The organism is Pseudomonas syringae group sp. 243L2 (assembly GCF_032587875.1).
Lineage (GTDB): Bacteria > Pseudomonadota > Gammaproteobacteria > Pseudomonadales > Pseudomonadaceae > Aquipseudomonas > Aquipseudomonas amygdali.
In genome coordinates, this window is the sequence record NZ_JAWHPL010000019.1 from 236,021 (window position 1) to 258,597 (window position 22,577).

20 protein-coding genes are annotated in these 22,577 nt (G+C 60.0%); 11 read left to right on the forward strand and 9 right to left on the reverse strand.

The window, feature by feature from the left end; translation table 11 throughout:
• Positions 1 to 13: 13 nt before the first annotated feature.
• On the forward strand, positions 14 to 1,342 hold the full coding sequence (locus RYB66_RS11470; RefSeq protein ID WP_010193188.1) for a DEAD/DEAH box helicase: 1,329 nt from the start codon (positions 14 to 16) through the stop codon (positions 1,340 to 1,342).
• 223 nt (positions 1,343 to 1,565) lie between these two features.
• Here RYB66_RS11470 and RYB66_RS11475 read toward each other — a convergent pair whose 3' ends face one another.
• Both RYB66_RS11475 and RYB66_RS11480 read right to left on the reverse strand, forming a co-directional pair.
• On the reverse strand, positions 1,566 to 2,804 hold the full coding sequence (locus RYB66_RS11475) for a TIGR03862 family flavoprotein (RefSeq protein WP_316894525.1): 1,239 nt from the start codon (positions 2,802 to 2,804) through the stop codon (positions 1,566 to 1,568).
• 106 nt (positions 2,805 to 2,910) lie between these two features.
• On the reverse strand, positions 2,911 to 3,828 hold the full coding sequence (locus tag RYB66_RS11480) for a histone deacetylase (RefSeq protein WP_002555253.1): 918 nt from the start codon (positions 3,826 to 3,828) through the stop codon (positions 2,911 to 2,913).
• A 120-nt stretch (positions 3,829 to 3,948) separates the two neighbouring features.
• On the opposite strand from RYB66_RS11480, the gene RYB66_RS11485 reads away from it, so the two are divergent.
• The 3 genes from RYB66_RS11485 to RYB66_RS11495 all read left to right on the forward strand — a co-directional run bounded on the left by RYB66_RS11485 (position 3,949) and on the right by RYB66_RS11495 (position 6,114).
• On the forward strand, positions 3,949 to 4,518 hold the full coding sequence (locus RYB66_RS11485) for a GNAT family N-acetyltransferase (protein WP_316884135.1): 570 nt from the start codon (positions 3,949 to 3,951) through the stop codon (positions 4,516 to 4,518).
• 139 nt (positions 4,519 to 4,657) lie between these two features.
• The gene (gene tesB, locus RYB66_RS11490; protein ID WP_316882070.1) at positions 4,658 to 5,527 is read left to right on the forward strand and encodes an acyl-CoA thioesterase II; all 870 of its coding nucleotides are present in this window, start codon (positions 4,658 to 4,660) and stop codon (positions 5,525 to 5,527) included.
• Positions 5,524 to 6,114 (forward strand): HAD family hydrolase, encoded by a 591-nt coding sequence (locus tag RYB66_RS11495; RefSeq protein ID WP_316882071.1) that lies wholly within the window; start codon positions 5,524 to 5,526, stop codon positions 6,112 to 6,114. The genes tesB and RYB66_RS11495 overlap by 4 nt, the downstream gene beginning before the upstream one ends.
• 240 nt (positions 6,115 to 6,354) lie before the next feature.
• On the opposite strand, the gene RYB66_RS11500 is transcribed toward RYB66_RS11495, so the two are convergent.
• The 5 genes from RYB66_RS11500 to RYB66_RS11520 all read right to left on the reverse strand — a co-directional run bounded on the left by RYB66_RS11500 (position 6,355) and on the right by RYB66_RS11520 (position 12,507).
• Complete coding sequence (locus tag RYB66_RS11500) at positions 6,355 to 7,344, reverse strand: hypothetical protein (protein ID WP_004655548.1); 990 nt, start codon at positions 7,342 to 7,344, stop codon at positions 6,355 to 6,357.
• 4 nt (positions 7,345 to 7,348) lie between these two features.
• Entirely contained in the window at positions 7,349 to 8,236 is an 888-nt protein-coding gene (locus RYB66_RS11505) for a neutral zinc metallopeptidase (protein ID WP_055007718.1), read from the reverse strand.
• A 136-nt stretch (positions 8,237 to 8,372) separates the two neighbouring features.
• Positions 8,373 to 9,656, reverse strand: coding sequence for an MFS transporter (locus RYB66_RS11510; RefSeq protein WP_005780805.1), 1,284 nt, complete (start codon positions 9,654 to 9,656; stop codon positions 8,373 to 8,375).
• Positions 9,657 to 10,129: 473 nt separating this feature from the next.
• Entirely contained in the window at positions 10,130 to 11,215 is a 1,086-nt protein-coding gene (trmA, locus tag RYB66_RS11515; RefSeq protein ID WP_316894413.1) for a tRNA (uridine(54)-C5)-methyltransferase TrmA, read from the reverse strand.
• Positions 11,212 to 12,507 carry an NCS2 family permease gene (locus tag RYB66_RS11520; protein WP_004666255.1) on the reverse strand — a complete coding sequence of 432 codons (1,296 nt, stop codon included), beginning with the start codon at positions 12,505 to 12,507 and terminating at the stop codon, positions 11,212 to 11,214. Before RYB66_RS11520 ends, trmA begins: the two co-directional genes overlap by 4 nt.
• Positions 12,508 to 12,771: 264 nt before the next feature.
• On the opposite strand from RYB66_RS11520, the gene RYB66_RS11525 reads away from it, so the two are divergent.
• The 6 genes from RYB66_RS11525 (at position 12,772) to RYB66_RS11550 (ending at position 19,532) form a co-directional block, all read left to right on the forward strand.
• A complete protein-coding gene (locus RYB66_RS11525) occupies positions 12,772 to 13,302 on the forward strand; it encodes a (2Fe-2S)-binding protein (RefSeq protein ID WP_316894415.1) in 531 nt (176 codons plus the stop codon).
• Positions 13,299 to 14,288 carry an FAD binding domain-containing protein gene (locus tag RYB66_RS11530; protein WP_016981844.1) on the forward strand — a complete coding sequence of 330 codons (990 nt, stop codon included), beginning with the start codon at positions 13,299 to 13,301 and terminating at the stop codon, positions 14,286 to 14,288. Before RYB66_RS11525 ends, RYB66_RS11530 begins: the two co-directional genes overlap by 4 nt.
• Complete coding sequence (locus RYB66_RS11535) at positions 14,285 to 16,486, forward strand: xanthine dehydrogenase family protein molybdopterin-binding subunit (protein WP_016981840.1); 2,202 nt, start codon at positions 14,285 to 14,287, stop codon at positions 16,484 to 16,486. Before RYB66_RS11530 ends, RYB66_RS11535 begins: the two co-directional genes overlap by 4 nt.
• Before the next feature lie 406 nt (positions 16,487 to 16,892).
• Positions 16,893 to 18,332 carry a cytochrome ubiquinol oxidase subunit I gene (locus tag RYB66_RS11540; RefSeq protein ID WP_004655531.1) on the forward strand — a complete coding sequence of 480 codons (1,440 nt, stop codon included), beginning with the start codon at positions 16,893 to 16,895 and terminating at the stop codon, positions 18,330 to 18,332.
• Positions 18,333 to 18,335: 3 nt separating this feature from the next.
• The gene (gene cydB / locus RYB66_RS11545) at positions 18,336 to 19,343 is read left to right on the forward strand and encodes a cytochrome d ubiquinol oxidase subunit II (RefSeq protein WP_002555240.1); all 1,008 of its coding nucleotides are present in this window, start codon (positions 18,336 to 18,338) and stop codon (positions 19,341 to 19,343) included.
• Between the two features lie 21 nt (positions 19,344 to 19,364).
• Positions 19,365 to 19,532: a DUF2474 domain-containing protein gene (locus tag RYB66_RS11550; RefSeq protein ID WP_002555239.1), complete on the forward strand. Its 168-nt coding sequence runs from the start codon at positions 19,365 to 19,367 to the stop codon at positions 19,530 to 19,532.
• Positions 19,533 to 19,618: 86 nt separating this feature from the next.
• Here RYB66_RS11550 and RYB66_RS11555 read toward each other — a convergent pair whose 3' ends face one another.
• Both RYB66_RS11555 and RYB66_RS11560 read right to left on the reverse strand, forming a co-directional pair.
• On the reverse strand, positions 19,619 to 20,743 hold the full coding sequence (locus tag RYB66_RS11555; RefSeq protein WP_316894419.1) for a class I SAM-dependent methyltransferase: 1,125 nt from the start codon (positions 20,741 to 20,743) through the stop codon (positions 19,619 to 19,621).
• 130 nt (positions 20,744 to 20,873) lie between these two features.
• Entirely contained in the window at positions 20,874 to 21,107 is a 234-nt protein-coding gene (locus RYB66_RS11560) for a helix-turn-helix domain-containing protein (protein ID WP_005745352.1), read from the reverse strand.
• Between the two features lie 336 nt (positions 21,108 to 21,443).
• On the opposite strand from RYB66_RS11560, the gene RYB66_RS11565 reads away from it, so the two are divergent.
• Entirely contained in the window at positions 21,444 to 22,220 is a 777-nt protein-coding gene (locus tag RYB66_RS11565; RefSeq protein WP_004655524.1) for a ferredoxin--NADP reductase, read from the forward strand.
• Positions 22,221 to 22,577 lie beyond the last annotated feature (357 nt).

Here is a 22,577-nt window from a genome sequence, read left to right on the forward strand (position 1 = left end):
CTACGGTATTTCCATGACATTCGCCTCTCTCGGCCTGATCGAACCCTTGCTGCGCGCTCTTGAAGCGCTCGGTTACCAGACTCCGACGCCTGTACAGACCCAGGCAATTCCTCCGGTACTGGCGGGCCGCGATCTGATGGCAGCTGCCCAGACCGGCACCGGCAAGACCGCAGGTTTTGCCTTGCCGCTGTTGCAGCGCCTGACCATGGAAGGGCCGAAAGTCGCGCCTAATTGCGTTCGCGCGCTGGTATTGGCCCCGACCCGCGAACTGGCCGATCAGGTTCACGAAAGCATTCGTCAGTATGCCGAGCACCTGCCGTTGAGCACTTACGCAGCCTACGGTGGCGTGAGCATCAACCCGCAAATGATGAAGCTGCGCAAGGGCGTGGACGTGCTGGTTGCGACACCGGGACGTCTGCTCGACCTGCATCGCCAGAATGCAGTCAAGTTCTCGCAGTTGCAGACTCTTATCCTCGATGAAGCCGACCGCATGCTTGATCTGGGCTTCGCCGAGGAATTGCGTGGCATCTACGCTGTACTGCCCAAGCAGCGCCAGACCTTGCTGTTCTCCGCGACCTTTTCCGACGAAATTCGTCTGCTGGCCGCGCAGATGCTGAATGACCCGCTGACCATCGAGGTCAGCCCGCGCAACGTGGCGGCGTCATCGGTCAAGCAATGGGTTGTGACCGTGGACAAGAAGCGCAAGGCTGATCTGTTCATCCATCTGATGAAAAAGCATCGCTGGGGCCAGGTGCTGGTGTTCGCCAAGACCCGGGTTGGCGTTGATCAACTGGTGGATCGTTTGCAGGGGCTGGGTCTGAACGCTGATGGTATTCACGGCGACAAGCCGCAGGCCACTCGCCAGCGTGCGCTGGATCGTTTCAAGAGCAATGAAGTGAAGATTCTGGTTGCCACCGACGTGGCGGCTCGTGGTCTGGATATCGATGATCTGCCGACGGTCGTCAACCTGGACCTGCCGATTGTGGCCGAGGATTACATCCACCGTATTGGCCGCACCGGCCGGGCGGGCCTGACGGGCGAGGCGATCTCGCTGGTGTGTGCCGATGAAGTCGAACTGCTGTCGGCCATCGAAGTGCTGACCCGCCAGACGCTTGAGCGCAAGGAAGAACAGGACTTTGAGCCTGAGCACCGGGTGCCGACTACAGATGCCAGCGGCCAGATCCTGAAAAAACCCAAGAAACCGAAAAAGCCCAAGGTCTCGGGCAGCAAACGTAACCTGGGCAAATGGGTCGACAGCGGCGAGTCAGAGCCTGCGCCAGCGGTCAAACCCGTACGTAAAGTGCCGGTCTTCAATACCGGCCCGCGCAAGAAGAAGCCTTGATATACGCATGTGGGCGCGAGCCGGGCGAAGCTCCCACAGAAGGATTTATGTATAACGTGAGCAAGCTCCCACAGGTTATCCGTGGGCTTTGTGGGAGCGAACTTGTTCGCGAAGAGGGCAGCGCAGTCGACGAATTTGCTGCGTTTGGAATATAGCCTTCGCGAACAAATTCTCACAGAAAGGGTTTATGTATAACGCTGAGCGCAGAGCATACGCACAGGAATCACTGTGAGTTCAGCCACTCCACCATCCCCAGCCCCGCAGCGCGGCCGCTGGCGAAGCAGGCGGTCAGCAGGTAGCCGCCTGTAGGGGCTTCCCAGTCGAGCATTTCGCCTGCGCAGAACACGCCGGGCAATTGCCTGAGCATCAGACGCTCGTCCATGGCTTCGAAGGTCACGCCACCTGCGGTGCTGATGGCCTCATCGATGGGGCGTGGTTTGATCAGGGGCAGTGGCAACGCCTTGATGGCTTCACTCAACAACAGCGGATCGGCAAACGCTTCACGAGGCGCAAGCTCGCGTAAAAGCGCTGCCTTTGCGCCGTCCAGGCCCAATTGGCTGTGCAGGTGCTTGGACATCGAGCGCGAGCCACGTGGTTTGCTCAGAGCTTTTTGAATGTCTGTCAGTGTTTTGCCGGGCAGCAGGTCAATGTCCACTGTCGCCGAGCCGCGAAGGTTGATCTGTTCACGAATTTGCGCCGACAGTGCATACACCAGACTGCCTTCCACGCCCGTCCCGGTCAGCACGCATTCGCCAAGGCGCAGGGCATGGCCATGCAGACCCATCGCGATATTTTTCAATGGTGCACCGGCAAACTTGTCGCGCAGCAGGTCGCTCCAGGCGCTCACTTCGAAACCACAGTTGGCGGCTTGCAGAGGTGCAACCTCGACCTGCCTTGCCTGCAGCCATGGCAGCCAGGCCCCGTCAGACCCCAGCCGGGCCCAGCTGGCACCGCCCAGTGCCAACAATGTGGCCGCAGGGTTGAGCGCCAGCTCACCGTCAGCATTAGTGATGCGCAGGCTGCCATCAACGTTCCATCCCAGCCAGCGGTGACGGGTATGGATCGTGACGCCCGCATCACGCAGCCGCTTGAGCCAGGCGCGCAGTAGCGGGGCGGCTTTCATGTCAGTGGGAAAAACACGGCCCGAGCTGCCGACAAACGTCTCGATACCCAGGGCATGAATCCACTGGCACAGCTGATCGGCACTAAAACTACGCAATAGCGGCGCGATCATCGGCGAACGTTCAGCGTAGCGCGACAAAAAAGCCGGGTAGGGCTCGGAGTGCGTTATGTTCATGCCGCCAACCCCGGCCAGCAGAAACTTGCGCCCTACTGAAGGCATTGCGTCATACAGATCGACGTTCAGCCCTGCCTGGCTCAACACCTCTGCTGCCATCAACCCCGCAGGGCCGCCTCCGATAATGGCGACGGTTCGGGAAGCAGGAGAGGCGAGGTCGGTCATGGTCAGTGAAGTATCGATAGCAGAAGAGGCGGGCATTCTACCCGAGCGTTGTTTCCAGATGTGGTGCAACTCATTGGCTGCAATTGCGATGAGGCGCAACGCGCTGTCATAAGCCCATGTCGTCCCAGACCCGTTGCGCACTGTGATGCAGGATCCCGTGGCGTCTTGCCAGCGCCTGACGGTCCTTGCTGTAGCCGCCGCCGATCACGCCCATGACCGGAATGTCGCGGCTCAGGCAATGACGCAACACGGCTTCGTCGCGATTGGCCACGCCCTGATCGGTCAGTTGCAGATAGCCCAGCGCATCATCCTTGTGAACGTCCACTCCTGCGTCATACAGCACAAGATCCGGCTTGTAGAACGGCAACAGGTAGTTGAGCAGATCGTCGACCACGTTGAGGTAATCGGCGTCGCCCATCCCCATCGGCAGCGGGATATCCCAGTCGCTCTGCGCCTTGCGTGCCGGGAAGTTCTTTTCGCAGTGCAGCGAGACGGTAATGGCGTCCTCGGTATCGGCCAGAATGCGCGCCGTACCGTCGCCTTGATGCACATCGCAGTCGAAGATCAGCACCTTGTCCACGCGGCCGCTTTGCAACAGGTACTGACTGATCACTGCCAGGTCGTTGAAAATGCAGAAACCGGCCGGGTAATCATAGTGCGCATGGTGTGTCCCGCCCGCCAAGTGGCAAGCCATACCGTGCTTCAAGGCCTGCTCGGCAGTCAGTAACGAACCACCCACGGCACGAACCGTGCGACGTGCCAGCGCCTCGCTCCAGGGCAGGCCCAGACGCCGCTGGTCTTCACGGGACAGGTCGCCATTAAGGTAGCGGCTGATGTAGGACGGGTCATGAGCCAGCGCCAGAATGTCCGCCGGGCATAACTCAGGACGCATTAATTGAACGTCACTGGTCAGGCCGCTGTCGACCAGGTAGTCACGTAACAGACGGAACTTGTCCATCGGGAAGCGGTGATCCGCCGGGAAGTCCGGGCTGTAGTCTTCATGGTAGATAAGCGGTAGGGACATTTTGCGTCCGTTGACAGGTCGAAGCCCGATAGTGCCAGCAAAGCGTGCGCACGCCCAGTTGTCTGGCGTAGTGGATAACTACACTGACGCCCACTCATGTCTCGTTACACGGGGGAATCGATGGAACCGATACTCAAGCTAGACAGCGCCCGGCTGCTGATGCGGCAGTGGCGCGACGATGACTTGCCAGCATTCGCCGAGATGTGCGCGGACTGCCGCGTCATGCGTTATTTCCCCGAACCCCTGAGCCGTCTTGAAAGCGCTGCCATGATCGGACGGTTACGTGGCCATTTTGCCGAACTGGGCTTCGGGTTTTGGGCGCTGGAGCGCAAGGATACCGGCGAATTCATCGGTTTTACCGGCCTGCATGTCGTAGGTTTCAAGGCACCTTTTACGCCGGCGGTGGAAATCGGCTGGCGGCTGGCTTACGACCACTGGGGTCTGGGTTTTGCCAGCGAGGCGGCATGGACCGCGCTGGGCTGTGGTTTCGAGCGCCTGAAGTTAAAGGAGATCGTGTCGTTTACCGCGGCCAATAATCAGCCGTCGCAAAAGGTGATGCAGGCAATCGGTATGCAGCAGGATGAGTCCGGCAACTTCGATCATCCCAATTTGCCTGACGGCCACCCGCTCAAGCCGCACGTGTTGTACCGGATCAGCCATGAGCAGTGGCGCAAGACGCTGAAGCCTTGATCAGGGTGTAGATTGAATTAAGCCAATCATCTTAAATCTGTATCATTCCATTCCAGTGGGATGGGCCAGAGGTCTGTCGGAAAATGCAGCGACTGCCGTTGCCGTACAAGTGCAGAGTCGATGTGCAAGAGGAGTGGGAATGAGCCAAGTGCTGGATGATCTGGTTGAGTTGCTGACGCTGGAAGCCATTGAAGAAAATCTTTTTCGCGGCCGCAGTCAGGACCTGGGTTTTCGCCAGCTGTTTGGCGGCCAGGTGCTGGGGCAGTCGTTGTCTGCCGCCAGTCAGACCGTCGAAGAGGACCGCCACGTTCACTCGCTGCACGGCTATTTCCTGCGCCCTGGCGACGCAGGCCTGCCGGTGGTCTACCAAGTGGACCGCGTGCGTGACGGTGGCAGTTTCAGCACGCGTCGCGTAACCGCCATTCAGAAGGGCAAGCCGATTTTCACGTGCAGCGCCTCTTTTCAGTACGACGAAGAGGGCTTTGAGCACCAGGCGTCGATGCCGCAGATTGTCGGTCCGGAAAACCTGCCGTCCGAGCTAGAGCTGCTGACGGGCCGAGCACACCTGACTCCCGAAGCGATGCACGACAAGTTTCTGCGTCCCAAACCGATTCAGTTCCGCCCGGTGACATCCGAAGACCCGTACGATCCCAAGCCAGGCGAGCCGGTGAAGTACGTGTGGTTTCGCGCCGATGGCAGCCTGTCGGACGTACAGGCGCTGCATCGTTACATGCTGGCTTATGCCTCCGACTTCAACCTGCTGACCACTTCGTTACGGCCGCATGGCAAGACGGTCTGGCAGCGCGATATGCAGGTCGCCAGCCTCGATCACTCGCTGTGGTTCCACAATGACCTGCGCACCGATGACTGGCTGCTCTATGCAATGGACAGTCCCTGGGCAGGCAACTCCCGCGGTTTCTCACGCGGCAGTATCTTCAACCGCGCCGGGCAACTGGTTGCATCGGTCAGCCAGGAAGGGCTGATCCGCCATCGCAAGGATTGGACATGACACTCGACGGCATACAGCACTGGGTGTTTGACATGGATGGCACCCTGACCATCCCGGTCCACGACTTTCCGGCAATCAAGCGTGAACTGGGCATCCCTCAGGACGACGACATTCTGGGTCATCTTGCCGCGTTGCCCGCTGAGGAATCGGCGGCCAAACACGCCTGGCTGCTTGAGCACGAGCGCGATTTGGCGCTGGCTTCGCAGCCTGCCGAGGGCGCGGTCGAGCTGGTTCGTGAGTTGTCGGCGCGCGGCTATCGGTTGGGAATACTGACCCGCAACGCTCAAGAGCTCGCGTACATCACCTTGAAAGCCATCGGCCTCGCTGACTGCTTTGCTGTCGAGGATGTACTGGGCCGAGACGAAGCGACCCCCAAGCCGGATCCGGCGGGTTTGCTGAAGCTGGCCGCTCGCTGGAGTGTCGAGCCGGAGAAGATGGTCATGATCGGCGACTATATGCATGACCTGAACTGCGGCCGTGCGGCGGGTGCCAAGACTGTTCTGGTCAATCTGAAAGACAACCCCTGGCCGGAGCTGACTGACTGGCATGCGGAGAATTGCACAGTGCTGCGCGGGATGCTGAGGTGATCTGAGCTGCCTACCGTGCCAATGCGGAGCGCTCACCGTTATCCACAAGTGTTTGTGGGAGCGACCGGGGCGGCGATCCGCATTGCTCGCGAAGACGGTATTTCAGTCGATGCATTTTCGACGATTATGTTGACCCTTTCGCGAACAAGTTCGCTCCCACGGCCTCCGGCCAGAATCAAAAGCGGACTTGTATGTGGCGCTGAACGCGGAGCGTGGGGACGATAGTTATATCCCTATCACTCAAAACGGCTTGAACAACACCGCCTGACCCTCAGGTGAGGTGAATATCCCGTCGCCGTTGTGGCCGACTTTCGGCACGATTACCAGGCGCTGGTTCAGCCCTTCAGGGTGGCGCTTCTTGAGGTAGTTGAAGTAGTTCTGGCCACGAATCAGGCGATATGCGCCTTGTGCTTCGGCCGCGCAGGTCTTGTCCAGAGCAGGGTGATTGCGATCGGTGTCCAGCTCGCCCATCAGGTAAGTGATGTCGCGCTTCACGTAATTCTTCTCGATGTCAGCCGGCTTTTCCTTTCCCGAATAGAACGGCATCTTGTTCAGACCGTATTTCCACTCGTCGAAATCAGGGCAGCTCTGCGCCGTTACCGGTTCAGGCCGCTCTGCGTCGAAATAGGCATAGGACGACGGGTTGGCAATCACATAACGCAGCTTCACGCCTTCCCGCTGCAGCAGCGCATCTTCCTTGCCGCCGATCATCGCGTAGCGCTGCACCACCTGGGCACCACCGGAATGCCCGGCAATAACCACTTCTTTGAGATTCGGGAACAGCTTGCTGTCGCTCAGACGCTTGAGGATATGGTCCAGGACCAGAAACGAACTGACGGGCTTGGGATTGGTGGCGGTTGCGCCTTCCATCCAGCTGTTCTGGCGCCAGCGCAGAATCGACTCCGGCAGGTGATGCGCGACAATGTCCTTCTCATCCAGAAATTGCGGGGCGATCAGCAAGGTCTTGCTGCGCTCTTTGGATTGATTGGCGGCACGTTCGATGCTGCGCAGGTAGGTTTGCGCATTGCGCAGGCGGCCGTGCAGCACGATCACCGCGCGCTCGATCTTCGGCTTGGGGTGTACCCATTCCTGGCTAAGCCCCAGTGTCGCCTCTGCACCATTGATGGCCAGGCGATCCGGACTGATAGACGTAACCGCTTGATCCTCGGCATGCGCCCCGAGGCTCGCGAAGGCAGTGCTCAACAACAGGACCAGAAGCGGTTTAATCATGTGTTCAGAGACTCTTGGCGGCGAATGTATCGCATTGATTGATTTGGCCTTGGGCAAAGCCTGCCTTGAACCAGCGTACACGCTGGGCAGACGTCCCATGAGTAAAGGAGTCCGGAGCGACTCGACCACTGCTTTGCTGTTGCAAGCGATCATCGCCGATAGCGTTGGCCGCATTCAATGCCTCTTCAATATCACCCGGCTCAAGCCAGTTCAAACGATTTTGTGCGTTGTACGCCCAAACACCTGCAAAGCAGTCCGCCTGAAGCTCCTGGCGGACCAGTAAACCGTTGGCACCTTCCATTTTTTGCCCGGCCTGACGAGCCTTGTCGACCTTGGCAGAAATGCCCAGCAGGGTCTGCACATGGTGCCCGATTTCGTGGGCAATCACGTAAGCCTGGGCGAAGTCTCCAGCGGCGGAAAAGCGTTGGGCCATTTCGCGGAAGAAGTCCATGTCCAGATAGACCTGCTGGTCAGCCGGGCAGTAGAACGGGCCGGTCGCCGAGGTGGCGCGACCGCAAGCCGAGTTGACCTGGCCGCTGAACAGCACCAGCGTCGGGTCCTTGTACTCGCGACCGTTCTGAGCAAACACAGCACGCCAGGTGTCTTCGGTATCGCCGAGGATGCTGCGCACGAATTCGGCTTGCTGGTCGTTGGCCGGTGGCGCCTGACGCGTTTGCGCGCTGGGTGGAGCGCTTTGCTCGGTGCCTTGCCCGGTCAGTTGCCCGAGAATCTGCATCGGGTCCTGACCGGTCAGCAGGCCGATGGCAACGATGATCACAATGCCGCCCAGGCCCAGCCCCTTGCCACCGATGCGCATGCCGCCGCCGCCACTGCTGCCGCCATCACGCGCATCGACTACGTTGTCGCTACGTCGGCCTTTTTTCCAGAGCATGTCGGATCCCTCTTCTTTTCGTGCAATGAGTGTCGCTGCTGATACAGGTCTGCGCCAGTCTGGCGGTCCGGCCAGCGTGTGCAGGATGCGAGGGTATAGAGGTGCGAGAGAGCCGATTGGTTCGGGAAGTCCGTGTCTAGCTTTTCACGGGCTGCGCCTGCAACACTTCAGGTGGCGACGCATCGGCAAAACGGTCGACCTGCCGCAGCGATTTGAAGCCCGTCATCCACGCGCCGACCACGCCCAGTGTGCAGACGCCGCCCATGATTGCCGCAGGTATCGCGCCGACCAGCGAGGCGCTGGTGCCTGCGCGAAATTCGCCCAGCTCGTTGGATGAGCCGATAAACAGCATATTCACGGCATTGACCCGGCCGCGCATGTTGTCCGGCGTCGAAAACTGCACCAGCGCCGAGCGAATGAACACGCTGACCATGTCCGCCGCGCCCGCGACCAGCAGAGCCAGGCACGAAAGCCAGAACAGTGTCGACAGTGCGAACACCAGATTCGCTACGCCGAACAGGCCGACGGCAATAAACATGGTCATGCCGACGTTGCGCTGCAGCGGGCGCATGCTCAGGTAAATACCGACGCCCAGCTCGCCCAGGCTCATCGACGCACGCAGCATGCCCAGCCCTTGGGGGCCCAGATGCAGCACTTCATGGGCGTAAATCGGCAGCAGCGCCACCACGCCGCCGAGCAGCACGGCGAACAGGTCCAGCGAAATGGTGCCGAGGATGATCGGTCGCGAGCGGATGAAGGCAATGCCCGCGGTGAACCGGCCCCAGGCGCTGGAGCCAAGTTCCACTGGCTTGCCGGCAAAGGGCGTCGCTACAGGGGCCAGAAACAGGATGCCAGCTATGAATGCTGCCACGCAGACTGAATACGTCAGTTCTGCGCCGCCCAGCCAATACAGATAGCCGCCGATCAGCGGGCCGCCAACGGTCGAACAGCGCATGATCACACTGTTGGTGGCAATGGCCGAAGGCAGTTGGTCACGCGGGACAATCTGTGGCAGCAGGCTTTGCAGGGCCGGGCCGGTGAAGGCGCGGGCGCAGCCGTAGAGCATCAGCGCGCCGTAGATCAGCCGCAGGTCTTGCAGTTTGAGGGCCGAAAACACAAACAGAATGGTGCCGCAGAACGCCTGCACGCCCCAACTGATCATCAGGATGACCTTGCGGTTGTAGCGGTCGATCAGGTCCCCGGCAGGCATCAACAGCAGCAACATGGGAATAAACTGAGCAAGGCCGACATACGCCAGTGCCATTGGCTCGCGGGTCATGTCATAGACCTGCCAGGCGACCACCACTGCCTGAATCTGCATGGCAAACACTGCCATCAGGCGCGAGAGGATAAAACTGACGAAACCGGGCTGGCTGGACAACTTGACCGGGGCAGGAGAGGCGGAAGACTCAGAGCTCAAGAAAGGGATCCCATTGAAGCGGCTAATTCACGTTTTCGGTTTATACCTTAGCGTATCGATAGGAAGCTAATAAATATTCTGACAGTTTCGCCGTGACGGGCATGAAAGAATCTGCGCCGCGCCGCATGTACAGGATAGGACGCGGAGCGTCCGGAACGGCATGCGACGCAGAGCGCCGCACGATAGTCGAGATTATCGTTCCTCACGCTCCAGCGTGGGAATGCCGTGGGTGACGCTCTGCGTCACAGATCTACGCCGCGCCGCCTGTTCAGGATAGGACGCGGAGCGTCCAGAAAGGCATGCGACGCAGAGCGCCGCACGATAGTCGAGATAATCGTTCCTCACGCTCCAGCGTGGGAATGCCTTGGGTGACGCTCCGCGTCGCAGATCTGCGTCGCGCCGCCTGTTCAGGATAGGACGCGGAGCGTCCAGAAAGGCATGCGACGCAGAGCGCCGCACGATAGTGATATGCCTCAACGGCGAACCAGCAGCACACCTGATTCCATGTGGTGGGTGTACGGAAACTGGTCGAACAGGGCGCAGCGCTCGACCCGGTGGGTGTCGTGCAACTGGGCGATGTTGGCGGCCAGGGTTTCCGGGTTGCAGGAAATGTACAGAATGCGTTCGAAGCGGCGGGTCAGTTCGCAGGTGTCCGGGTCCATGCCGGCGCGGGGCGGGTCGACTAACACGCTGCCGAAATCGTAGCTTTTCAAGTCCACGCCGTGCAGACGACGGAACGGGCGCACTTCGTTCAGCGCTTCGGTCAGCTCTTCTGCCGACAAACGCACCAGCGTGACATTGTCCACGCCATTGTCATCCAGGTTGCTCAGCGCTGCATTGACCGAGGTCTTGCTGATCTCGGTTGCCAATACCTTGCGCACGCGGGTGGCCAGCGGCAGGGTGAAGTTGCCGTTGCCGCAGTACAACTCCAGCAGATCGTCCTGCCGCTCGCCCAGCGCATCAAACGCCCAGTTGAGCATTTTGCCGTTCACCGTGCCGTTGGGCTGGGTGAACGCGCCTTCCGGTTGGCGGTAGCTGAAGGTGCGGCCAGCCACGTCGAGCTTCTCGGTCACGTAATCCTGGCCGATGATCAGCTTCTGGCCCTTGGAACGACCGATCAGGCTCACGTTCAGCTCAGCCGCCAATTGCTCGGCAGCGGCTTGCCATTCAGCGTCCAGCGGGCGGTGATAGCACATGGTGATCATCGCATCACCCGCCAGCGTGGTCAGGAAGTCCACCTGAAACAGCTTGTGATTCAACGTCGGGCTGGCTTCCCAGCGCTCGCGCAGCACCGGCATCAGCGCGTTGATGCGCTCGCTGGCGATCGGCAGGCCTTCCAGCAGGATCGGTGTCCTGTTGTCGCCCGGCGCGAACATCGCGTAATAACGCTTTTGGTCTTCGCGCCACAGGCGAAATTCGGCGCGCAGCCGATAGTGCTCGCGCGGTGAATCAAACACCTGCGGCTCAGGTGCATCGAACGGCGCGAGCAACTCGCGCAGGCGAACGGTTTTTTCTTCGAGCTGACGGTCGTAGCTCGCAGGGTCGAAAGGAACACTCATGCGTTGAACCAGCCCAGCTTGATCACGAACAGGATCGACAGGATCACCAGCGCGGAATTCAGCTCGCGCCAGCGTCCCGACAACAGCTTGATCGCTGTCCAGGAAATGAAACCAAAGGCGATGCCGTTGGCAATGGAGTAGGTGAACGGCATCGCCAGAGCGGTAATCACCACCGGCGCTGCGACGGTGATGTCGTCCCAGTCGATTTCAGCCATGCCGGACGCCATCAGCACGGCGACGAACAGCAGCGCCGGCGCGGTGGCAAAGGCGGGCACGCTGCCGGCCAGCGGGGCGAAGAACAGCGCCAGCAGGAACAGCACGGCGACCACTACGGCGGTAAGACCGGTGCGGCCACCCGCGCTGACGCCCGCAGCCGACTCGATGTAGCTGGTGGTGGTCGAGGTGCCCAGCAGGGAACCGGCCATCGCGGCAGTACTGTCGGCGATCAGCGCACGGCCCATTTTCGGCATGTGCCCGTCCTTGCCCATCAGCCCGGCGCGTTTGGCCACGCCGATCAGGGTGCCGGAGTTATCGAAGATATCGACGAACAGGAAGGCGAAGATGATGCTCACCAGACCAACGTCCAGCGCGCCCATGATGTCCAGCTGCATGAAGGTCGGTGCCAGCGAAGGCGGCATCGACACCACACCGCCAAACGGCGTGAAGCCCAGCACGATGGACACCAGGGTGACCGCGAGGATGCCGATCAGCACCGCGCCGCGCACTTTGAGGTGGTCCAGCGCCACGATCAGAAAGAAGCCCAGGGTAGCCAGCACCGGAGCAGGCTGCTTGAGGTCGCCCATGCCGATGATGGTGGCCGGGTTGCTGACCACGATTCCGGCGTTATGCAGGGCGATCAGTGCCAGAAACAGGCCGATACCAGCGGCAATGGCCGAACGCAGGGGCAGAGGGATGCTGTTGATGATCCATTCACGGATGCGAAAGATCGACAGAATGAAGAACATCACCGCCGAGATGAACACTGCACCCAGCGCGACCTGCCAGCTGTGACCCATGTGCAGGACCACGGTGTAGGTAAAGAAGGCGTTCAGGCCCATGCCCGGTGCGAGGGCGATCGGGTAGTTGGCGATCAGCCCCATCACCGTCGAGCCGATGGCGGCTGCCAGGCAGGTGGCGACGAATACCGCGCCCTTGTCCATGCCGGTTTCGCCGAGGATGCTCGGGTTGACGAACAGTATGTAGGCCATCGCCAGGAAAGTCGTGACGCCCGCGAGAATCTCGGTCCTCACGTTGGTGTTGTGTGCCTTGAGTTGAAACAGCCTTTCCAGCATGTCTGGCTCTCCGTGACGCGGCGCGCGTCGTGAATGATCGACTCCAACAGCAAAGCACAGACTGCGAGGCAGCCCGTTTGATTTCTGCGGGTCGGAAAAAGCCGCGCATCATACCAGCAGCGGGTCAGGATGGCTGCCTGTGGATAAGGGCCTTTCGATGACAAGTGCGCTCATCAAGAAAGCCTGAACGTTGCAAACCTCACGAAGTCCCACCCCTTAAGACGCATAAAAATGCGCTAAGCGAACGCCTACCGTGAGGTTTCCATGAGTGCAACGACCCCGAACCCGAAGGATTTCGCGACCCACGCGATTTCTCTTACCCTGAACGGGCAGCAGCGCCAGCTGGACGTGCTGCCCTGGACCACCCTGCTGGACCTGCTGCGTGATCAGCTTGATCTGGTCGGCACCAAGAAAGGCTGCGACCACGGCCAGTGTGGTGCATGTACCGTACTGCGTGACGGTACGCGCATCAATGCCTGCCTGACGTTGGCGATCATGTGCGAGGGCGCCGAATTGACCACCATTGAAGGTCTTGCCGACGGCGATCAGTTGCATCCAATGCAGCAGGCGTTCATCAAGAACGATGCGTTCCAGTGCGGCTATTGCACGCCCGGGCAAATCTGCTCGGCTGTCGGGCTGGCCAACGAGGGGCGCGCCAGCACGCGTGCCGAGATCCAGGAACTGATGAGCGGTAACCTGTGCCGCTGCGGTGCCTATAGCAATATTCTTGCGGCGGTCGAAGAGGCCTTGCCACAGTTTCACGATGCAGCGCCGAAGCCGGAGGTGAACGCATGAATCCGTTTACCTACAGCAAGCCGACCGACATCACCGCAGCGGTCAACCTGAGCGGGCCTGCCACGCGTTTCATTGCTGGCGGCACCAACCTGCTCGATCTGATGAAAGAAAACGTCGCAACGCCTGAACACTTGATCGATATCACCGGCCTGCCATTGAGGGAGGTCAGCGAAACCGCTTCTGGCGGGCTGATGATCGGCGCCCTGGTGAGTAATGCCGACCTGGCGTATCACCCGTTGATCGAGGCGCGGTACCCGTTGCTGAGCAAAGCCGTCCTGGCCGGTGCCTCGCCACAGTTGCGCAATATGGCGAGCACTGGCGGCAACCTGTTGCAACGGACCCGTTGCTATTACTTCTATGACACCGGTGTGCCGTGCAACAAGCGTGAACCGGGTAGCGGCTGCCCGGCGCGTGAAGGTCTGAACCGTATTCACGCAATCCTCGGTGCCAGTGACGAATGTGTCGCCACGCATCCATCCGACATGTGCGTGGCCCTTGCTGCGCTGGAGGCTGTGGTGCATGTCGAAGGACGTGCCGGTCGCCGCACCATCGAGTTCGCGGATTTCCACCGCCTGCCGGGTGATGCGCCGCAACGCGACAACCAATTGGCCGATGATGAGTTGATCATCGCGGTCGAGCTGCCTGCACAGGGCTTTGCCAGTCACAACGCTTATCTGAAGATTCGTGATCGCGCATCCTATGCGTTTGCCCTGATATCGGTCGCTGCTGCCATCGATCTGGACGGTGACGTGGTACGCGACGTGCGTCTGGCGCTGGGTGGCGTCGCGCACAAGCCGTGGCGCGACAAAGCGGTCGAGGCATTGTTGATCGGTAAACCGGTCACTCGCGAGCACTTCGCCGCTGCGGCAGACGCCATGCTTGAAGATGCCAAGCCTCTGGAGCACAACGGTTTCAAAGTCAGGCTGGCCCGCCGCGCGATCATTCGCGCCTTGAGCGATGCCGCAACAGGAGGGAGCGCCCAATGAACCAGCCATTTTCGCCAATGGGCAAGCCGGTAGACCGCGTCGACGGCCGACTGAAAGTGACAGGCGGCGCGCGCTACGCCGGTGAATACCCTGAAGAAGGGCTGCTGTATGCCAGCGTTGTCTCCAGCACCATCGCCAACGGTCGCGTCGTCAGCATCGATACCAGCGAGGCGTTGAAAGTCGCGGGTGTCGTCGCCGTCATCGACCATACCAATCGTCCTTCAGTGGCCAGCTACGACGAAAACTACGAAGACGCTGACTCGGCCGACGGTTCGCCGTTTCGGCCTTTTTACAACGACAACGTTATGTACAGCGGCCAGCCGCTTGCGCTGGTCGTTGCCGATACGCTGGAGCTGGCACGGCACGCCGGTTCGCTGGTGCGTATCGAATATGAACAGCAGGCTCACCAGACCGATTTGCAGGCCATGCTCGACACTGCCCATGACGCGCCTGCCGAACTGCCGCCGCCGCGTGGCAACTTCGAGGGGGAGCTGGCCAGTTCTGCGCTCAGCGTTGACGTGACCTACAGCACGCCCAGCGAATACCACAACCCGATGGAACCGCATGCTTCCACCGTCCTGTATCAGGCTGACGGCAGCCTGCAGATTCACGACAAGACCCAGGGCACGCAGAACTGTCAGGACTACCTGCATAAGGTCTTCGGTCTGGAAAAGGACAAGATCCGCGTGCTGGCAGCCTTCGTCGGCGGTGCCTTCGGTTCAGGCCTACGCCCGCAATATCAGCTGCCATTGGCGGTGATGGCGGCGTTGCATCTGAAGCGCTCGGTGCGCCTGACCCTGACCCGACAACAGATGTTCACCTTCGGCTATCGCCCGCGCACCGTGCAGCGCTTGCGTCTGGGGGCGGCTGCCAACGGTCGTCTGCTGGCCATTGGGCATGAAGCCATCGGCCAGACTTCGCGATTCGAGGACTTCAGCGAGCATGTTGTTGAGTGGAGCGGCATGCTCTATCACTGCGATAACGTGCAACTGACCTACAAGCTGGTGCCGCTGGACGTGTTCACGCCGTTGGATATGCGTGCGCCGGGCGCTGCATTGGGCATGATCGGTCTGGAGTGCGCCATGGACGAGCTGGCCTGTGCGTTGGCCATCGACCCTGTGCGCCTGCGCCTGACCAATTACGCCGAACGCAACGGTAATGAAGACAAGCCGTACTCCAGCAAAGAGCTGCGCGAGTGCTATCGCCAGGGCGCCGAGCGTTTTGGTTGGGAAAGTCGCAACCCCGAGCCGCGCAGCATGCGTCAAGGTCGCCAACTGGTCGGCTGGGGCATGGCGGGCGGTGTCTGGGAAGCCATGCAGATGAAAGCCAGCGCCAAGGCGCGTCTTGAGGCTGATGGCAGTTTAGTAGTCAGCAGTGCCACGACTGACATCGGTACGGGTACGTACACTGTGATGACGCAGATCGCTGCTGAAGCCTCGGGCATCGATGTGGAGAATGTCACCTTTCTACTGGGTGACTCTTCGTTGCCGACCGCGCCTTTGCAGGGCGGCTCGTTTACTGTGTCTTCAGTGGGTACAGCGGTGCAGCAGGCGTGTCAGGCCCTGCAGCGTCAGGTGCTGGAAGTTGCCAAAGGGCTTCATCCGCAGTTCGCATCTGCCACGCCGGATGAGGTGCGTTTCGAAGCGGGCAAGCTGTATGTGGGCGAGCAGGCGCTGTCGATGGCAGAGCTGGCTGCCTCTCAAGCCAGTGGTGCGATTGAAGTGCAAGTTGATGCCGAGCCGGACAAGAAGCGTGAAGCCTATGCGGCTGCAACGCACTCGGCGGTATTCGTCGAAGTGCTGGTCGACGAGGACCTGGGCACGATCAAGGTCAATCGCGTAGTCAGTGCCGTGGCAGCGGGCCGGGTAGTGAACCCGAAGATGGCGCGTAGTCAGATTCTGGGTGGTGTTGTGTGGGGGATGGGCATGGCGCTTCAGGAAGAGGCGATGCTTGATCACACTCTGGGTCGCCCGATGAACCACAGCCTGGCCGAGTACCACATCCCGGTTAATGCTGATATCGGCGATATTGACGTGCTGTTTGTCGAAGAACACGACGAGATCGTCAACGCGCTGGGTTCCAAAGGCGTCGGCGAGATCGGCATCGTGGGCGTACCGGCAGCGATTGCCAACGCGATCTACCACGCCACCGGCAAGCGGATCCGCGAGTTTCCGATCACGCTGGACAAGTTGTTGTAATCGCGCGCGCAAATCCAACTGCTTATCGTGCCAACGCTCTGCGTTGGCATGCGGTTCTGGACGCTCTGCGTCCTCTTGCGTAGGTGGTGCGGCGCAGGTGTGACGCGGAGCGTCACGAACGGCATTCCCACGCTAGAGCGTGAGGAACGGTGGGCGTCTGCAAGTGCTCTACCGGTGAGACAACTCGCCACGCGACAATAGACCACACGACTTTAGCGGCTGAACAGGACTACTCTTTCATGGTCGATTGATCTGCATCATTGCGTTCAGCCAGTGATCAGTGCTTCGGCCAGCGTTTTCGCCATTGGAAACGCCAGAATAAAGAAACATAAGCACTCATTACCGTGGGAGCAATCGTTGTTGGCTCACGGCCAGCAGCAGGTTTCATCTGAGAGAGGAACATATTATGTTCGGTTTAGAGGCTATAGATCTCGCCCGAATTCAGTTCGCATTCACCATTTCGTTTCACATCCTGTTTCCTGCCATCACTATTGGTCTGGCAAGTTACCTGGCTGTGCTCGAAGGTCTGTGGCTGAAGACCCGCGATGACGTCTACCGTGACCTGTACCACTTCTGGTCGAAGATCTTTGCCGTCAACTTCGGCATGGGCGTGGTCTCCGGGCTGGTCATGGCCTATCAATTCGGCACCAACTGGAGCCGCTTCTCCGATTTTGCAGGTGCTGTTACCGGCCCGCTGCTGACCTACGAGGTACTGACCGCCTTCTTCCTTGAAGCGGGTTTCCTCGGCGTCATGCTGTTCGGCTGGAACCGCGTCGGCCGTAAGCTGCACTTCTTTTCCACGGTGATGGTTGCCATCGGCACGCTGATCTCCACGTTCTGGATTCTGTCGTCCAACAGCTGGATGCAGACGCCGCAAGGTTTCGAGATCATCGACGGCCGTGTCATTCCGACCGACTGGTTCGCAGTGGTGTTCAACCCCTCGTTCCCGTACCGCCTGACGCACATGGCGATTGCCGCATTCGTCGCAACTGCGTTCTTCGTCGGCTCCTCGGCTGCCTGGCACCTGTTGCGCGGTCGCGATACACCCGCCGTACGCAAAATGCTTTCGATGGCCATGTGGATGGCCTTGCTGGTTGCACCTATTCAGGCAGTGGTCGGTGACTTCCACGGTCTGAACACGCTCAAGCATCAGCCGGCGAAGATCGCCGCCATTGAAGGCCACTGGGAAAACGTCGGTGACGAACCGACCCCGCTGATCCTGTTCGGCATTCCCGACATGAAGGAAGAGCGTACCAAGTACGCGGTGGAAATTCCGTACCTGGGCAGCCTGATCCTGACCCACAGCCTCGACAAGCAGGTGCCGGCGCTCAAGGAGTTCAAGCCTGAGGATCGCCCTAATTCGACAATCGTATTCTGGTCGTTCCGGGTCATGGTCGCCCTCGGCATGCTGATGATCTTCACCGGCCTGTGGAGCCTGTGGCTGCGCAAGCGCGGCACGCTGTATAACTCGCGTCCGTTCCTGTACCTGGCGCTGTGGATGGGGCCGTCTGGCCTTATCGCGATTCTCGCCGGCTGGTTTACTACCGAAATCGGTCGTCAGCCGTGGGTCGTGTATGGCCTGATGCGCACCGCCGATGCATCGTCCGGCCACAGCGTGGCGCAGATGAGCATCACTCTGGTGCTGTTCGTGGTCGTGTATTTCGTGCTGTTCGGTGCAGGTCTTGGCTACATGATGCGCCTGGTTCGCAAGGGGCCAAAAGCCTATGTCGAACATGTGCCTCACGGTGGTCCCGGCCAACAACGCACTCCGGCCCGTCCGCTCTCCGCTGCTGTTGAAGGCGAAGAAGATGGCGACCATCCTGACCGTCTCGGCAAGGGGATTTAAGCCATGGGTATCGATCTTCCGCTGATCTGGGCCATCATCATCGTCTTCGGCATCATGATGTACGTGGTGATGGACGGCTTCGATCTGGGCATCGGGATTCTCTTCCCGTTCATGAAAGACAGTTCCGACCGTGACGTGATGATGAATACCGTCGCGCCGGTCTGGGACGGCAACGAGACCTGGCTGGTACTGGGCGGTGCGGCACTGTTCGGTGCATTCCCGCTGGCCTACTCGGTGGTCTTGTCTGCGCTGTACCTGCCGCTGATGTTCATGCTCATGGGCCTGATCTTTCGCGGCGTGGCGTTCGAGTTTCGCTTCAAGGCGACCGAACAGAAACGCCACCTCTGGGACAAGGCGTTCATTGGCGGTTCGCTGGCTGCAACCTTCTTTCAGGGCGTGGCGCTGGGCGCCTACATTGAAGGCATTCCGGTGGTCAATCGTCAGTTCGCTGGCGGTTCACTGGACTGGCTCGCGCCGTTTCCGATGTTCTGCGGCCTGGCCCTGATTGTCGCCTATGCGCTGCTGGGCTGTACCTGGCTGATCATGAAAACCGAAGGTTCGCTGCAGAAGGCGATGCATGATCTGGCCCGCCCTCTGGCACTGGCTGTGCTGGCGGTCATGGCGGTGGTCAGCCTGTGGACGCCGCTGGCTCACGCGGACATTGCCCATCGCTGGTTCAGCATGCCCAATCTACTGTGGTTCATGCCCGTGCCGGTTCTGGTGCTGGTGACCATGTACGGTTTGTTCAAGGCTGTCGCCCGCAATGCCCACTACACGCCGTTCCTGCTGACCCTGTTGCTGATATTTCTGGGTTACAGCGGGCTGGGCATCAGCCTGTGGCCGAACATCATTCCGCCTTCGGTATCGATCTGGGCAGCCGCCGCACCGCCCCAGAGCCAGGGCTTCATGCTGGTCGGCACGCTGTTCATCATTCCGTTCATCCTGGGCTACACCTTCTGGAGCTACTACGTATTCCGCGGCAAGGTGACGGCTGCAGACGGTTATCACTAGTCCGAACCGAGGAGAATGACGATGTCTGGTAAAAATTCCATGCACGATCCTGATCCGGCGCTGAGCAAGCCGCTCTGGCAACGCCTGGCCTGGCTGGTCGGGATCTGGGCGGGCAGCGTATTTGCGCTGTTTATCGTAGCCAGCCTGATGCGCATGTTCATGAGCGCAGCGGGCCTGACGACACACTGATACTGAATTCCCGTTCGTGTCCACCGGACACGTTTTGCGACCTTCTTGCCACCCGCTGGCAAGAGGGTCTTTTTTTGCGCCGTGGATTACTTGCGTGCTTTCAGGATCACGAATTTCGGCGTGGCCGCCACTTGCTCGACACCGCGGAACAGGCGCGACAGCTTGGTGTGATAACCCAGGTGACGGTTGCCGACGATATACAGCGCGCCGCCGTTAACCAGTGCGGCACGCGCCTGGAGGAACATGCGCCAGGCAAGAAAATCTCCCACTACCTGTTGTTGATGGAAGGGCGGGTTGCACAGCACCACATCCAGCGAGTCGGGTTCCTGAGTGTCCAGCCCGTCGGCTGCCCGAACTTCCACCATACGTTCGCCCAGCGTTGCGCGCCAGTTCTCGGCTGCCGATTGCACGGCCATGAACGACTCGTCGACCAGCGTGTAGTGCGCCTGCGGGTTGTCCAGCGCGCTGGCAATAGCCAGCACGCCGTTGCCGCATCCCAGGTCGGCGACCCTTGCGGTGCCGAGGTTTTTCGGCAGATAAGGCAGGAATGCCCGGGTACCGATGTCCAGCCCGTCGCGGCAAAATACATTGGCGTGGTTGAGCAGTTCGATGGCCGGCTCGTCCAGACGGTAACGGGTCGGGTAGGGCGAAGTCCGTACTTCCATGGGCTGCGGCGTGGCGAACAGCAGCCGGGCTTTTTTCACCGCCAGTGAGGCCTGCACCGGCCCTACGTATTCCTCCAGCAGGTCGCCAGCCGAACGTGGCAAATGCTTGACCATGGCTGCCGCGACCACGCGAGCACCGGGTGCCAGTTGACCCTGCAGGCGTATCAGTTGTTCTTCCAGCAGCGCCAGAGTCTTCGGCACCCGGATCAGTACCCAGTCGAACGGCCCGCTCAAGGGCTCGCTGGCGGGGATGTGCGGTACCGCGTCATAGCTCATGCCATTGCGTGCCAGGTTCTTTTCCAGACCTTGTGCAGCCAGGAAAGAGTCGGTGCTGCTGACCACCGTGGCATGAGACGCCAGACTGGCCGCCAGCGCGCCGAAACTGTCATTGAGCACCAGCACCCGGCTTTGCAGGCTCAGCCCGGTTTCTGCAACATGATTGAGCAGGTACTCGTCAGCAGCATCGAATGCCTGCAACGGCTCATCCTGTTGCTCGGGTTGGCGAATGAGATCAAGTTCAGCGAAAGGACTGATGAGCAGGGGCATTGGCGGGAGAACTCTGTGCAATCGAAAGTATGTCAGTGAGCCCGAAGACAGGTGGGCTCGCCGAGGCAGACGATTTTACGTATTTTTTCGTTTTCATACCTGTTTGATTGCGGTTCGGCTGCGGGCTTTATCAGAACATCCCGCTCAGTGCGGCCTGTACGGCAGCAGCCGTCTTGTTGCAAACGCCCATTTTCTGAATGGCGCTGGCAATGTGAAAGTGGATGGTGCGCTCCTTCAGGCAGAGAATCATTGCGATATCGCCAGCTGTCTTGCCTTCGGCGGACCACTTGAGGACTTCAATTTCTCTCTGAGTCAGGTTTTTTGCTGGCGAGGGCTGTGAAAATTTTATTTCCATTGTGTTCATGTAGCCTCCTTGCAGTACGTGTCCAGACCTTGCTGTTCGTTTATCCAGTCTAGGAACAAAAACACCGCAAACTGCGCCTGCGCGCATTACCCGGACGGATGGGCTGATGGCAATTGGCAGCGTGTTATCGGCCTTTTGGCTGGAACCCCTGTGCAAGAGAGGTCGCGGCAATTTGCCCTGTAGAGGTTCGGTCAGGCATTTGCGGACTCAAGAACCAAATACTCTAAGCCGCAGCGCCGCTGACCGGGTAATTCACCACAAACAGCCGGTGTTTATCGGGCCCGCTTTGCGGGACACTGGGTTCTGCTTTTCATATTCAGGAGTTCAAAGCACACCATGACCGTCAGTGACGACAAATTCACCCGACAGACACTGCAGCGTGTCACGCCGCTGACCACCAACCTGTTCACCCTGCGCACCACGCGCGACCCTGGTTTTCGCTTTCGGGCAGGACAGTTTGCGCGCCTCGGTGTGACCAAGGCCGACGGCACCACCGTATGGCGTGCCTACTCGATGGTGTCGTCACCGCACGACGAGTTTCTGGAGTTTTTTTCCATCGTGGTGCCGGATGGCGAATTCACCAGCGAACTGAGCCGTCTGCGCGAAGGCGACGAATTGATGGTGGAAAAACTGGCGTTTGGTTATTTGACCCTGGACCGTTTTGTCGATGGCCGCGACCTCTGGCTGTTATCCACAGGTACAGGTGTCGCGCCGTTTCTATCGATCCTTCAGGATTTCGAGGTCTGGGAGAAGTTCGAGCGGGTGATTCTGGTGTACAGCGTTCGTGAGTCCCGCGAACTGGCCTATCAGCAGTTGATTGGCGAACTGATGCAGCGTGAATATCTGGCTGAATACGCAGACAAGTTCCTGTTCCTACCGACTGTGACCCGCGAACAGCATCCGGGCGCACTAAGTGGCCGCATTACGCAGTTGATTGAAAACGGCGAGCTTGAGCGCGCGGCAGGCATCGCACTGACACCGGAGCATTCCCGAGTGATGCTGTGTGGTAACCCGCAGATGATCGACGACACACGCGCACTGCTCAAACAGCGTGACATGCGCCTGAGCCTGTCACGCAAGCCGGGGCAGGTTGCGGTGGAGACGTATTGGTAAGTGGGGAAGGCAGAACGCTCTGCATGACTATCGTGCCAATGCTCCGCGTTGGCATGCAGTTCGTGACGCTCTGCGTCACACAGCGGTTCTTCGACATCAGGTGAATTGGCGCCCGACTCAGGGCACCTTTTCGCCCCTCGGCGAGTTACTTTGATGGGGCCAAAGTAACCAAAGCCCCTCGCTCCTGTTTCCGGCCCGACTTCGTCGGGTTCCTTCGCCCTGTCACTGATCCGGGGGTCGCCGCAACGGGCCATCCATGGCCCGGTGCGGCTAGCCTGGCGTCCTGCCAGGCTACCCCCGGATCAGCGCCAGGACTCAGCCGTCACTAAGGTCGCACTCTGCGTCGTCTGTGCCACC

What these genes read in the sequence shown, in the direction of transcription:
- RYB66_RS11470 (WP_010193188.1), top strand. Translation starts at nt 14, where the DNA reads ATGACATTCGCCTCTCTCGGCCTGATCGAACCCTTGCTGCGCGCTCTT.
- RYB66_RS11475 (WP_316894525.1), bottom strand. Translation starts at nt 2,804, where the DNA reads ATGACCGACCTCGCCTCTCCTGCTTCCCGAACCGTCGCCATTATCGGA.
- RYB66_RS11480 (WP_002555253.1), bottom strand. Translation starts at nt 3,828, where the DNA reads ATGTCCCTACCGCTTATCTACCATGAAGACTACAGCCCGGACTTCCCG.
- RYB66_RS11485 (WP_316884135.1), top strand. Translation starts at nt 3,949, where the DNA reads ATGGAACCGATACTCAAGCTAGACAGCGCCCGGCTGCTGATGCGGCAG.
- tesB (WP_316882070.1), top strand. Translation starts at nt 4,658, where the DNA reads ATGAGCCAAGTGCTGGATGATCTGGTTGAGTTGCTGACGCTGGAAGCC.
- RYB66_RS11495 (WP_316882071.1), top strand. Translation starts at nt 5,524, where the DNA reads ATGACACTCGACGGCATACAGCACTGGGTGTTTGACATGGATGGCACC.
- RYB66_RS11500 (WP_004655548.1), bottom strand. Translation starts at nt 7,344, where the DNA reads ATGATTAAACCGCTTCTGGTCCTGTTGTTGAGCACTGCCTTCGCGAGC.
- RYB66_RS11505 (WP_055007718.1), bottom strand. Translation starts at nt 8,236, where the DNA reads ATGCTCTGGAAAAAAGGCCGACGTAGCGACAACGTAGTCGATGCGCGT.
- trmA (WP_316894413.1), bottom strand. Translation starts at nt 11,215, where the DNA reads ATGAGTGTTCCTTTCGACCCTGCGAGCTACGACCGTCAGCTCGAAGAA.
- RYB66_RS11520 (WP_004666255.1), bottom strand. Translation starts at nt 12,507, where the DNA reads ATGCTGGAAAGGCTGTTTCAACTCAAGGCACACAACACCAACGTGAGG.
- RYB66_RS11525 (WP_316894415.1), top strand. Translation starts at nt 12,772, where the DNA reads ATGAGTGCAACGACCCCGAACCCGAAGGATTTCGCGACCCACGCGATT.
- RYB66_RS11530 (WP_016981844.1), top strand. Translation starts at nt 13,299, where the DNA reads ATGAATCCGTTTACCTACAGCAAGCCGACCGACATCACCGCAGCGGTC.
- RYB66_RS11535 (WP_016981840.1), top strand. Translation starts at nt 14,285, where the DNA reads ATGAACCAGCCATTTTCGCCAATGGGCAAGCCGGTAGACCGCGTCGAC.
- RYB66_RS11540 (WP_004655531.1), top strand. Translation starts at nt 16,893, where the DNA reads ATGTTCGGTTTAGAGGCTATAGATCTCGCCCGAATTCAGTTCGCATTC.
- cydB (WP_002555240.1), top strand. Translation starts at nt 18,336, where the DNA reads ATGGGTATCGATCTTCCGCTGATCTGGGCCATCATCATCGTCTTCGGC.
- RYB66_RS11550 (WP_002555239.1), top strand. Translation starts at nt 19,365, where the DNA reads ATGTCTGGTAAAAATTCCATGCACGATCCTGATCCGGCGCTGAGCAAG.
- RYB66_RS11555 (WP_316894419.1), bottom strand. Translation starts at nt 20,743, where the DNA reads ATGCCCCTGCTCATCAGTCCTTTCGCTGAACTTGATCTCATTCGCCAA.
- RYB66_RS11560 (WP_005745352.1), bottom strand. Translation starts at nt 21,107, where the DNA reads ATGAACACAATGGAAATAAAATTTTCACAGCCCTCGCCAGCAAAAAAC.
- RYB66_RS11565 (WP_004655524.1), top strand. Translation starts at nt 21,444, where the DNA reads ATGACCGTCAGTGACGACAAATTCACCCGACAGACACTGCAGCGTGTC.